Raw genomic sequence first — 12,214 nt, 5'->3', positions numbered from 1 at the left:
TGGCGATTTCCATGGGGGTTGTCCCTGATCACGGATGCAGGAGCTCCCGGAAGAGGGCGCACGTCTCGGCGACGGCCGCCTGGGCCGCCCGGGAGTGGCGGCCCATGTCGATGAAGCCGTGGATGAGGCTGTCGAAGGCGCGCAGGGTGACAGGCACCCCGGCGGCCGCGAGGGCGTCGGCGTACGCCTTGCCCTCATCGCGCAGCGGGTCGAGCTCGGCGACCACGACGACGGCCGGTGCGAGACCGGTCAGGTCGCCGTAGAGCGGCGAGAGCCGCGCGGCCGTGAGGTCGGCGTCGGCCGGGACGTACTGCTGGACGAACCACATCATCGAGTCGAGGTCGAGGAAGAAGCCCTCGGCGTTCTCGGTGCGCGAGGCGTACTCGCCGGGCACGTCGGTCGCAGGGTAGATCAGCAGCTGAGCACTGACCCGGTCGCGCAGCTCCTGCGCGACCACCGCCGACAGGTTGCCACCGGCCGAGTCGCCCGCGACGCCGAGGACGTCGTTGCCGCCCAGATCGGCGAGGTGCTCGGCGATCCAGCTCGCCGAGGCCAAGGCGTCCTCGACCGCAGCCGGGTACGGGTGCTCCGGCGCGAGGCGGTAGTCGACCGAGACCACCACCGTCTCGCTGTCGCGCGCGATCGTGCGGCAGGTCAGGTCGTGGGTGTCGAGGTCGCCGATCACCCAGCCGCCGCCGTGGAAGAACGCGACGGTCGGCAGGGCCGGCTTGTCGGTGATCGGGCGGTAGATCCGGATCGCGATCTCGCCGGCCGGGCCGGGCACGGTGCTGTCCTCGACCTTCGCCATCTCCGGGAGCAGAGACGGGTCGCGGAGGTCGACGCTGAGCGTCCGGAAGCCGGCGCGCGCCTCCGCGGGCGTCTGCTGCGACATCGGCGGGGTGCCGGCGGATTGCAGGAAGGCGAGCAGGGTGGCGAGCTCGGGGTCCAATGGCATCTCGGGGCTCCTCAGGAGTGCAGGTCGTCGATCGCGCTGGAGATGGTGCGATGGAACGTCGGGTAGGCGTAGATCATCGAGGCGAGCGTCGTGGTCGGGATGCGGGCGTGGACCGCCAGCGCGAGCAGCCCGAGGATCTCCCCGCCGGCCGGACCGACCGCGGTCGCGCCCACGAGGACGCCGTCTGCCTCGACGAGCTTGATCAGCCCGACCGCCCCCGGCCCGTGGGTGAAGCCCCGCGAGGAGGCACCGAGGTCGGCGCTGCCCGTACGGACGGCGAGCCCGGCCGCGCGGGCGGCCGCCTCGGTGAGGCCGACGCCGCCGACCTCCGGATCGGTGAAGGTGGCGTGTGGGACGGCGTGGTACTCCGCCGTGAACCCGCCGGCGCCGGTGATGGACCGGAACGCGATGTCGGCCTGGTACATCGACATGTGGGTGAAGGCGCCGTGCCCGGTGACGTCCCCGATGATCCACAGACCCGCGTCGTCACCCCCGGCTCGCATCCACTCGTCGACGGCGATGGCACGCGGGTCGATGCCGACCGACTCGAGACCGAGGCCGTCCGTGTTCTGGGTGCGGCCGGCGGCGACCAGGAGCCGGTCGCCGGTGGCGGTCTGCCCGTCGGCGAGGGTGAGGGTGAAGCGGCCGTCCTCGTACGAGACGCTCGTCGACTCGGCGTCGGTGAGGACCCGGACGCCCTCCTCGGCGAAGGCCTTCGCCAGCACCGCGCTCGCCTCGGGCTCGTCGGCGGGCAGGAGCCGAGGTCCGCGCTGGACGATGGTGACGCGGGTGCCGAAGCTGCTGAACACCTGGGCCAGCTCGCAGCCGATCGGGCCGCCACCGATGACGATCAGCTCGGCCGGGGCCTCGGTGGCCTGCAGCGCCTCGCGATTGGTCCAGTACGGGGTGCCCTCGAGCCCGTCGATCGGCGGTGCGGCCGGGCGGGTGCCCGGGTTGAGCACGACGCCGATCCGGGCCTCGACCGTGATCTCGGCGGAGCCGTCGGCGGGCGTGATCACGGCGCGCCGGGTGCCGTCGAGTCGGCCCGTGCCGTGGATGACGGTGGCGCCGGCATCCTCCAGACGCCGGACGGCGACGGTGTCGTCCCAGTGGTCGGTGGCCTGCTCGGCGACCCGCTTCGCGACGGGCGCGAAGGAGGGTTCGATGGTGACGGTGCCGGCCAGCTCGCCGGCGCGGTGCGCCTCGGTGAGCGCATGCGCGGCCCGCAGCATCATCTTGGAGGGGATGCAGCCGTAGTAGGGGCATTCGCCGCCGACCAGGTGCTTCTCCACCACGATGACCTTCAGGCCGGCGGTGGCGGCGCGGTTGGCCAACGTCTCGCCGCCGGGGCCGGTTCCGATGACGACGAGGTCAGCATCCATGCAGGAAAACTAGCAGCGGCCCGCAGCCCGTGGTACGGGGTGCGGGCCGCTGCGGTGCAGCTGCGAGCGATCAGCTGCTGGAGGACTCGGCGTCGGAGTCGAGGGTGACCTTGCCGGTCATGGTCTTCCCGTCGCGGGTCCAGGTGACGGTGACGGTGTCGCCGGGGCGGTACGCACGCACCGTCGCGACCAGCGAGTCGGAGCCCATGATGAGGTGGTCGTCGACCTTGGTGATGATGTCGCCGGCCTTGATCCCGGTGTCGGCCGCGGCCGAGCCGTCGTTGACCTTCTTCACCAGCGCGCCGAGCGTGGTGAAGACCGACTCGTCCTGACCATCGCCCTGGCCGCCGCCCTGGCCCTGGCCGCCCTGCGGCTGCTGCCCGCCGAAACCGGGGAAGTCCGGGAAGCCCGGGATCGTGCCCTGGCCCTGGCCCTGGCCCTGGCCCTGCTGGCCCTGCTGACCGTCACCCTGCTGGCTCTTGTCCGAGCCGCCCCCGCTCGTACCGGCCGCCGGGACGTTCGAGACCGAGATGCCGAGACGCGCGTGGGTCGGGGTCTGGCCCTTCGCCATCTGCTCGATGATCGGCATCACCTCGTCGATCGGGATCGCGAACCCGAGACCGATCGAGCCGGCCTCCTCGCTGCTGGAGGAGGTGGTCGAGCGGATCGAGGCGTTGATGCCCACGACGTTGCCGTTCATGTCCACGAGCGCGCCACCCGAGTTGCCGGGGTTGATCGCGGCATCGGTCTGGATCGCCGGGTACACGGTCGCGTTACCGGCGCTGTCGGAGCCGACGTTGACCGGCCGGTCCAGCGCGCTGACGATGCCGGAGGTGACCGTCGACTCCAGCCCGAACGGCGAGCCGATCGCCACGACACCCTGACCGACCGAGAGGTTGCTGGACTTACCGATCGTGGCCGGGGTCAGATCGGAGACGCCGGATGCCTTGATCACGGCGGTGTCGGTGAGCGGGTCGGTGCCGACCACGGTCGCGTCGGCCTGGGTGCCGTCGTTGAAGTTGACCTTGATCGTGCCGTCCTTGCCGGCGATCTCCACCACGTGGTTGTTCGTCATGATCAGGCCGTCGGTGCTGAGGATGATGCCCGAGCCGGAGCCCGCCTCCGAGGAGCCCTCGACCTCGATCTTGACCACCGAGGGGAGCACCTTCTTGGCGACGGCCTCGACGCTGCCGTCCGCAGCGGCGGTCTGGTTGGAGATGTTCGACGTGTCACCGGTCGAGGCGAAGACGCTGCCGCCCCCGTCGTCGTTGGTCTGGTGGTAGAGCGCTGCGCCGCCGTAGCCGGCGCCGCCGCCGAGCAGGACGGCTGCGGCCGCGATCCCGGCCACCGCGCCGGCCCGCTTCCCGCGCTTCTTCCTGGGCGCGGCGGCCGGAGCCGGCTGCTGCGCGGCGAACGTGCCGAAACCGTCGAAGAGGTGCTGGGTCGGCGGCGGGGGCGGCGGCGAGGACGGGCCGCCGTAGAGAGGCTGGGTCGGCTCGCCCGTCGGCTCACCGGCCGGGGGCTGCTCGTTCGACGGGGGAGGGAAGTCGCTCATGGGCCTTACTCTGCCTTCGGTCTCTGATGGTTCCCTGAAAGTGTGCTGCGCGGATCCGAAAACCGAAGCCGTCTCACCCACTAGTTTCGTCACCAGCCGTTCACCTGGGAGCGAAAGGGTCCGCCTGTGGTTGAGCCCCTCCTGCGCGGCGCCGAGGCGCCCGCTCCCCGCACCCTGGTCGACATCGTGCGTGCGACGGTCGCGCAGGCCGGTGCGGAGCCCGCCCTCGACGCCGCCAACGGGCTGCTCACCTACGCGGAGCTGGAGGAGGCGGCCGAGGCGGTCGCCGCCGAGCTCAACGACGCCGGCATCGGGCGCGGCGACAAGGTCGGCGTGCGGATCGCGAGCGGCACCACCGAGCTCTACACCGCCATCCTGGGCATCCTGCTCGCCGGTGCGGCGTACGTCCCGGTCGACGCCGACGACCCGGAGGAGCGGGCCCGGCTCGTCTTCGGCGAGGCCCGGGTCGCCGCGATCATCGGCAACGACCTGCAGATCGCCGTGCTGCGACCCGGGTCGCCCGTCGAGCCCCAGGACCCGACGCCGGACGACGATGCGTGGGTCATCTTCACCTCCGGGTCCACCGGCACGCCCAAGGGCGTCGCGGTCACGCATCGCAACGCGGCCGCCTTCGTCGACGCCGAGTCGCAGATGTTCCTCCAGGACGACCCGATCGGCGTGGGGGACCGGGTGATGGCCGGCCTCTCGGTCGCGTTCGACGCGAGCTGTGAGGAGATCTGGCTGGCCTGGCGCTACGGCGCCTGCCTGGTGCCGGCACCCCGCGCGCTGGTCCGCAGCGGCGTCGACGTCGGCCCGTGGCTGGTCGCCAACAACATCACCATCGTCTCCACCGTCCCCACCCTGGTCGCGCTGTGGCCGCCCGCGTCCCTGGACCGGGTGCGCCTGCTCATCACCGGTGGCGAGGCCATCCCCGCCGAGCTCGCCGCACGTCTCGTCACGCCGCGCCGCGAGGTGTGGAACACCTACGGCCCCACCGAGGCCACCGTCGTCGCCTGCGGTGCACGGCTGACCGGCGAGGGGCCCGTACGGATCGGACTGCCGCTCGCGGGCTGGGACCTGGCCGTGGTCCATCCCGAGTCCGGGGAGCCGGTCGCGACGGGCGAGACCGGTGAGCTGATCATCGGCGGCGTCGGCCTGGCCCGCTACCTCGACCCCGCCAAGGACGCCGAGAAGTACGCCCCGATGCCGACGCTCGGCTGGGAGCGCGCCTACCGCTCGGGCGATCTCGTCGTGAACGACCCCGAGGGCCTGCTCTTCGGCGGCCGCGCCGACGACCAGGTCAAGCTCGGCGGCCGCCGTATCGAGCTCGGCGAGATCGACTCCGCGCTGCTCCAGCTCGACGGCGTGATCAGCGCCGCCGCCGCGGTCCGCAGGAGCAAGGCCGGCAACAGCCTGCTGGTCGGCTACGTCACGGTCGCCGACGGCTTCGACCAGGCGGCCGCGACCACGGCGCTGCGCACGGGGATGCCGGCCGCGCTGGTGCCGCGCATCGCGATCGTCGACGAGCTGCCGACCCGGATCAGCGGCAAGGTCGACCGCGACCAGCTGCCGTGGCCGCTGCCGGCGCGCGCCGAGGTCGCCGTCGGCCTGACCGAGACCGAGACCTGGCTCGCCGCGCTGTGGAACGACATCCTCGGCGCCGGCGTCACCGACCCCGCGGGCGACTTCTTCGACCTGGGCGGCGGCTCCCTGAGCGCCGCGCAGCTCGTCTCCCTGATCCGTGCCCGCCACCCCGAGATGGCGATGGGCGACGTGTACGACCACCCGCGCCTCGGCGACCTGGCCGCCTACCTCGACGCGATGGGCGCCTCCGGCGCCACCTCGGACCGGGAGATCCCGGTCGTGCCGGTCAAGACCCAGGTGGGGCAGATCGTGGCCACCCTGCTGCTGCGCTGCCTGGCCGCGCCGCGCTGGTTGACCTGGACCGCGCTCGCGGCGACGGTGGCGCACGCCGCCGGTGTCGCCGCGCTGCCCCGGGCGAGCTGGTGGCTGCTCGTACCGGCGATCCTGCTGTTCCTGAGTCCGCCCGGCACGATGCTGCTCGCCGCGGCAGCCGCCCGGATCATCCTGCGCGGCATCACGCCCGGCGACCATCCGCGCGGCGGCAAGGTCCACCTGCGGTTGTGGCTGGCCACCCACGCGGTGGACGAGATCGGCGCGCTCGGCCTAGCCGGCGCCCCGCTGATGACCTGGTACGCCCGTCTGCTCGGCGCGCGGATCGGTGACAACGTGGATCTGCACAGCATCCCGCCGGTCACCGGCATGCTCCGGCTCGGCGAAGGCGCCTCGGTCGAGCCCGAGGTCGACCTCTCGGGCTACTGGATCGAGGGCGACGTCGTCCACCTCGGCAAGGTCCGCGTCGGCACCGGCGCCCGCGTGGGCGCGCGCTCGATGCTCCTGCCCGGTGCCGACATCGGCGCCGACGCCGAGATCGGGGCCGGATCGGCCGTCTTCGGCACGGTGCCGGCCGGCGAGTACTGGTCCGGGTCGCCGGCCGTACGCGGCAACCGCGCCGCCCGCGGCCCGTGGCAGGAGCGGGCCCGGCGTACGCCCCTGTGGGCCGTGGTCTACGGCCTGATGGCGCTCGAGCTGGCGCTGCTCCCGGCCGTCGCGATCGTGGCCGGCACCGTGGCCGCCGTCGGGCTCGCCGGCCGCCCGGCCGACCTCGGCGACACCTCCGGCCTCCTCGCCTGGAGCCCGGTCGCGGTCCTCGTCGGCTACCTCACCCTCGCCCTCCTGGTCCTGCTCGAGGTCCGGGTCGCCGGGCTGCTGATCAAGCCCGGCGTGCACCCGGTCCGCAGCGCCACCGGCGTCGCGGTGTGGACGACGATGCGGGTGCTCGACGACGCCCGCACGTGGCTCTTCCCGCTCTACTCCTCGATGCTCACCCCCACCTGGCTGCGCCTGCTCGGCGCCCGGGTCGGCAAGGACGTCGAGGCCTCGACCGTGCTGATGATCCCCGGCCTCACCCAGGTCAACGACGAGGCGTTCCTCGCCGACGACACGCTGATCGGCGGCTACGAGCTGCACGGCGGGTGGGTCCGCGTGGAGCGGGTCAAGATCGGCAAGCGTGCCTTCGTGGGCAACTCCGGCATGGCCGCACCGGGCCGCAAGGTGCCCAAGGCGTCGCTGGTCGCCGTCCTCTCCGCCGCCCCGCGACGCAAGAAGGCGCACGCCGGCGAGAGCTACCTCGGCTCCCCGCCCGCGCCGCTGCGGCGGACGGCGGAGAAGAGCGACGCCGGTCGTACGTACCGCCCGCCCTTCCGGTTGCGTCTCTTCCGAGCGCTGATCGAGCTGTGCCGCCTGGTCCCGGCGACGCTGGGTGCGCTGCTGCCGGCGGGCGTCGCGTACGCCCTCCTGCGGATCTGGGACGGCTCCGGTCTCGCGGTGGCGCTCCTGCTCACCGGACCGCTGCTGGCCGTGGCCGGCGCCGTCGCGGCGGCGCTGGCCGTCATCGCGAAGTGGCTCCTGGTCGGCCGGATGCACCCGGGCACGCACCCGCTGTGGAGCTCGTTCGTCTGGCGCAACGAGCTGGCCGACTCGTTCGTCGAGGTGCTGGCCGCGCCCTGGTTCACCGCCGCGGTCGGTGGCACCCCGGTCCTGAACCTGTGGTTCCGCCTGATGGGGGCGCAGATCGGCAAGGGCGTCTGGATCGAGACCCACTGGCTGCCCGAGACCGACCTGGTCGTCCTCGGCGACGGTGCCACCGTCAACAGCGGCACCGTCGTGCAGACCCACCTCTTCCACGACCGGATGCTGGCGCTGGACACCGTCACGCTGCGGCGCGGCGCGACCCTCGGACCGAACTCGGTGATCCTGCCGGCCGCCACCATCGGGCGGCACAGCGTGGTCGGCCCGGTCTCGCTGGTGATGCGCGGGGAGTCCCTGCCCGACAAGACGCTATGGATCGGGAATCCGATCGGCCCCTGGGCCGAGTAGCCGTGCTCCGCGCGGGTCGGCTCACTCGGGACCAGGGGCCGATGGGACAGGGGAGTGGATCAGCCGGCGACGATCGAGCCGAACTGGTAGGCGGGTGCGTAGCCGGGGCCGCCCGGCACGCTGATGCGCACCTTGGTGCCGATCGCACCGTGGATGGTGTGCTCCCACTTGCCGTTCTTCTTGGTCTTGGTGGTGAACCAGTGCCGGTACTTGCCGTGCGCCTTGCGCGCGAAGACCAGCTTCAGTCGCCCGCCCGGCTTCACCGCACCGAACAGGTGCAGCCGGTGGTTGTGGACGATGAGCTTGCGCGAGACGGCCTGGGAGACGACGGCGCTGGTCGAGGGCGTGTACGAGTCGGAGTAGGTGTCCGTCGCGGTGAAGCCGCCGTAGACGAGGCGGTAGTGCGTGCTGATCGACGGCTTCAGGTCGTTGAAGAGCATGAAGCCGGAGGCCTCCTGCGTCGCCACGGTCGTCCAGCTCGTGTAGGGGTACGGGGACGCCTGCAGCTGGGCGGTCCCGTCGTACGCCGAGTAGGTGTCGGAGCCGACGACCTTGCCGACGAGATCGACGGTGTCGCCGTAGGCGACCGTCCGGTTGTAGTACAGCGTCAGGGTGGTGGTCGTCGTCAGGGTCTCGGCAGCATGCGCGGCCGGGGCCGGGGCGAGCACCGCGACCGGTGCCGCCACCAGCGCCAGCGCTGCGATGCGGACGAGCGTCGAGCGGATGTTCATGGACACTCCCAGGTAAAGACGGATCAGGTGTTGTGCACCTTCCCCGGTCCCGGAGCGGTGAAACCGGCGGGTCGGACTGGTCTAGCCAGCCGTCCGGATAGCCTGGGCGCGCCATGACCTCCCTGCCGACCGCCGACGCGTACCTCCCGGGCCACGGCGATCTCGCCTGGAGTGCCACGCACTACGACCTGGACCTCTCCTACGACCTGGAGAGCAACCGGCTCGCCGGGACGGCGGCGATCACCGCCGTCGCCGACACCGACACCGACCGGGTCGTGCTCGACCTGGCCTACCTGCAGGTCGCCAAGGTCACCGTCGACGGCAGGGCGCCCGCGAAGTGGGTCCACCGCGACCACCGGCTCGTGCTCACGCTCAAGCGCGCGCTGCGCTCCGGGCAGTCGTTCACGATCCAGGTGAGGTACGCCGGCCGGCCGCGCCAGATCGTGCTCGCGCACCACGGCGACGCGGGCTGGGAGGAGCTCACCGACGGCGTGATCGTCGCCGGTCAGCCGCACGGCGCCCCGTCCTGGTTCCCGTGCAACGACCGGCCCAGCGACAAGGCGCCGTACTCGATCCGGGTGAGCACGGCGCAGAACTACGCGGTCGTCTCCAACGGCACCCTGGTCAGCCGCCGGCAGCGGGGGAGCGGGGAGACCTGGCACTACGAGCAGGACGAGCCGATGGCCACCTATCTGGCCACCGTGCAGATCGGTCGCTACCGGCTCGTGCCGGACGCCGGGGACGGCGTCCCGATCTACGGGGCCATCCCCGAGGACGAGGAGGCGAGCGCCGACTACGCGCGCTCCTTCGACCGCCAGCGCGAGATGCTCGACTACTTCAGCGAGGCCTTCGGGCCGTATCCCTTCCCCCGCTACACCGCCGTGGTGACCGACGACGACCTCGAGATCCCGCTGGAGTCGCAGTCGCTGTCGACCTTCGGGCGCAACTTCCTCACCGGTGAGTGGTCCGAAGTGCGACTGGTCGCGCACGAGTTGGCCCACCAGTGGTTCGGCAACGCCGTCACCCTGCGCGAGTGGAAGGACATCTGGCTGCACGAGGGCTTCGCCTGCTACGCGGAGTGGCTCTGGTCGGAGGCCGGCGGCTACGACACCTGTGACGTCCAGGCCCGACGTCACCACGAGCGGCTCGCGGACCTGCCGCAGGACCTGCTGCTGGCCGATCCCGGCCCGGAGCACATGTTCGACGACCGGGTCTACAAGCGCGGCGCGCTGACCCTGCACGCCGTGCGCGGCGAACTCGGCGACGAGGCGTTCTTCGACCTGCTGCGGACCTGGGTGGCGCGCCACGACGGCGGCACGGTGACGACGGCCGACTTCGAGGAGCTCACCACCGAGCTCACCGGCCGCGACCTGACGCCGCTCTTCGACGCCTGGCTGCGCGAGCTCTCCTTGCCCGAGCTGCCGGTCCCCTAGCCGTGCGGCGGGCCGCGCGGTGCTGTGGACCGGTCAGTGCTGCGGGCCGGCGGCGATGACCTCGCGGATGACCCGCAGCGCACCCTCGACGTCGCCCAAGGTGCTGCGATAGGCGGTCGGCAGGGTGCTGAGCACGCTTCCCGGCTCCACGATGGACCAGATCGGCGTCCCGCTCCCGCGGTAGTCGGAGATCTTCGAGGGCAGGTACGGATTGATGTCGTGGTGCTGCCGCGTCGCGGCGTCGTTGACGATCAGGCCGTCGAAGTGCGTGGTCGCAGCCAGGAACTCCAGGAACGGCAGGTAGTGGTGCGGCCGGATCACGTCGGCCAGCCCGCTCCTGAGCGCCTCGAGGCGCAGCGCCGCCGGGTCGGCGGTGTAGACATGCAGCCGGACAGCACGGCGCTCCGCCGAGGTCAGGTGCTGCAACGCGGTGGTGACCTCGGTGAGCCCGCGGGTGAGGTAGAACGCGCCGAAGTAGGCGATGTTGATCGTCCCCGGCTCGAGCTCCTCGGCGAACGCCGCCATCTCGTAGAACTCCGGCGGCAGCGTGGGGTGGTGGCTCACCGTCGAGATCGCCTCGGCGCGCGCCGCCAGGGCCCGGTCGCTGGTGTAGTCGAGCATGAAGCGGCGCTGGTTCTCGTTGGTGAAGACGATCTCGTCGGCGAGCGCGTACGCGACGATCTCCGACCACTCGAAGAGCCGGTCGGTGCTCGGCGGCGCGAAGCCGGCCGCGACGATGCGCTCGGTCAGTGCTGTGCGCAGCGGGTCCTGGCCCGCCTCGCCGATGTCCCCGACCCTCGTCTGGCCGTAGGCGTTGTAGTGCATCGGGTCGGAGAACTCCGCGCTCCAGCGGATGTCCGGGTGGCGCAGCTTCATCAACGCGCCGGCGAAGTGCGACTGCGGGGCCATCGCGCGGGTGTAGAGCCGCTCGTACGGACGCCCGTTGGCCTTGGCCATCTTCTCCGCGCGGGCCACGGCGTCCTCGGCCCACCGCACGGTCGGGGACCACGAGGACTGGGCCGCGCCGGTGCCGGGCAGCACGACGTGCTGGCCCACGAAGCGGGCGGCGATCTGGAGGGAGGAGCGGTCCAGGTCGCGGTTGTGGTCCGTCGCCTGGCTGATCACGTCGGTGATCCGCCCGTGGGCGCGCAGCCGCCGTGCCGCGACCAGGGCGCTGGTGTCCTGGTAGGGCGGGAAGAGGTAGAGCATCGAGATCTCGCGGGCCTGGCCGCGGTTGATCGTCGACCAGAACATCGGCTCGCGGATCGCTCGACCCCGGGCGTCGGCGACGACCCGCTCACGGTCGTCGGGGTTCTCCTCGAGATAGCGCGCGCAGAAGGTGGCCTGGGCCCGTACGAGGGCGTCGATCACCTGGATCGACGTGTCGTGCAGGGGGCGGCCCCCGCCGGCGGTGATCCGGCCCAGCGCGGCGATGCAGTCGAGCCGCTCGGTGACGGCGAAGTCGTAGGTCAGGTCCCGACGCGAGACGCTGTCGGCGCGCAGGGAGCGGTAGTAGAGCGCACCGGACTCCGGTCCGAGGACGCGGACGCGGTGCGGGCTCGCCGCGTGCAGACTCGCGAGGAAGACGAAGTCCTCCCCGCTGCGCAGCTCGGTGTCGTACCGGACCCGTCGGCACAGGTCGGCGGGCAGCAGCTTGCCGGCGTGCAGGCTCATCGTCGTGGGCACCTCGGCGGGCTCGATGGCCTCGCCGGCGTACGCGAGCAGACGGCTGCTGTAGTAGTTGGCGAGGCTTCCCTCGGTGGAGCCGGGCGCCGCATCCGGGGCGATGTCGCACATCAGCGCGGCCGGCACCTGGTGTGACCGCGCCTCCTCGAGCAGCACCTGCAGGAACCCGGGGCTGACCCAGTCGTCGTCGTCGACGATCGTGATGAACCGGCCACGGGCGGCGTCGAGGCCGAGGTTGCGGGCGTTCGCGGCGCCGGCCTCGGTGGTCTCGATCAGGCGCAGCGTGTGGGCCGGCGATCGCTCCTGGACGGCCGCGACGACCGACGGCGTGGCACACGCCGGGCCGTTCTGCACCACGATGATCTCGAAGTGCTCGGCGGGCAGGGACTGGGCGAGCAGCGAGTCCAGGCAGGTGCCGATCCGGTCGGCGCCCTGATAGGTCGCCAGGATGACGGAGACGAGCGGTCGCTGCGCGGCCCCGGGGGCCGGGTGCTGATCGGGCATGGGTGGCC

7 protein-coding genes are annotated in these 12,214 nt (G+C 72.2%); 2 read left to right on the top strand and 5 right to left on the bottom strand.

The genetic code is table 11. The features are described from left to right. Positions 1–28: 28 nt before the first annotated feature. The 3 genes from KSO98_RS00345 to KSO98_RS00335 form a co-directional block, all read right to left on the bottom strand. Complete coding sequence (locus KSO98_RS00345) at positions 29–955, bottom strand: alpha/beta hydrolase (protein ID WP_225282779.1); 927 nt, start codon at positions 953–955, stop codon at positions 29–31. 11 nt (positions 956–966) lie between these two features. Then, positions 967–2,337, bottom strand: a complete 1,371-nt coding sequence (locus KSO98_RS00340) for a dihydrolipoyl dehydrogenase family protein (RefSeq protein ID WP_225282778.1) — start codon at positions 2,335–2,337, stop codon at positions 967–969. Positions 2,338–2,407: 70 nt separating this feature from the next. After that, entirely contained in the window at positions 2,408–3,892 is a 1,485-nt protein-coding gene (locus tag KSO98_RS00335) for a S1C family serine protease (RefSeq protein WP_225282777.1), read from the bottom strand. Between the two features lie 126 nt (positions 3,893–4,018). Here KSO98_RS00335 and KSO98_RS00330 point away from each other — a divergent pair, with 126 nt between their 5' ends. After that, on the top strand, positions 4,019–7,852 hold the full coding sequence (locus KSO98_RS00330; protein ID WP_225282776.1) for a Pls/PosA family non-ribosomal peptide synthetase: 3,834 nt from the start codon (positions 4,019–4,021) through the stop codon (positions 7,850–7,852). Positions 7,853–7,911: 59 nt separating this feature from the next. Here KSO98_RS00330 and KSO98_RS00325 read toward each other — a convergent pair whose 3' ends face one another. Next, positions 7,912–8,583 (bottom strand): hypothetical protein, encoded by a 672-nt coding sequence (locus tag KSO98_RS00325; protein WP_225282775.1) that lies wholly within the window; start codon positions 8,581–8,583, stop codon positions 7,912–7,914. A 113-nt stretch (positions 8,584–8,696) separates the two neighbouring features. Here KSO98_RS00325 and KSO98_RS00320 point away from each other — a divergent pair, with 113 nt between their 5' ends. Further along, positions 8,697–10,016 carry a M1 family metallopeptidase gene (locus KSO98_RS00320; protein WP_225282774.1) on the top strand — a complete coding sequence of 440 codons (1,320 nt, stop codon included), beginning with the start codon at positions 8,697–8,699 and terminating at the stop codon, positions 10,014–10,016. 33 nt (positions 10,017–10,049) lie between these two features. Here the strand turns inward: KSO98_RS00320 and KSO98_RS00315 are convergent, their stop codons facing one another. After that, the gene (locus tag KSO98_RS00315) at positions 10,050–12,206 is read right to left on the bottom strand and encodes a glycosyltransferase (RefSeq protein WP_225282773.1); all 2,157 of its coding nucleotides are present in this window, start codon (positions 12,204–12,206) and stop codon (positions 10,050–10,052) included. Positions 12,207–12,214: the final 8 nt, after the last annotated feature.

The sequence above is a fragment of the Nocardioides nematodiphilus genome (assembly GCF_020216525.1).
In the GTDB taxonomy this organism is placed as follows: Bacteria; Actinomycetota; Actinomycetes; order Propionibacteriales; family Nocardioidaceae; genus Nocardioides; species Nocardioides nematodiphilus.
This window is presented reverse-complemented; position numbering and strand designations above follow the sequence as displayed.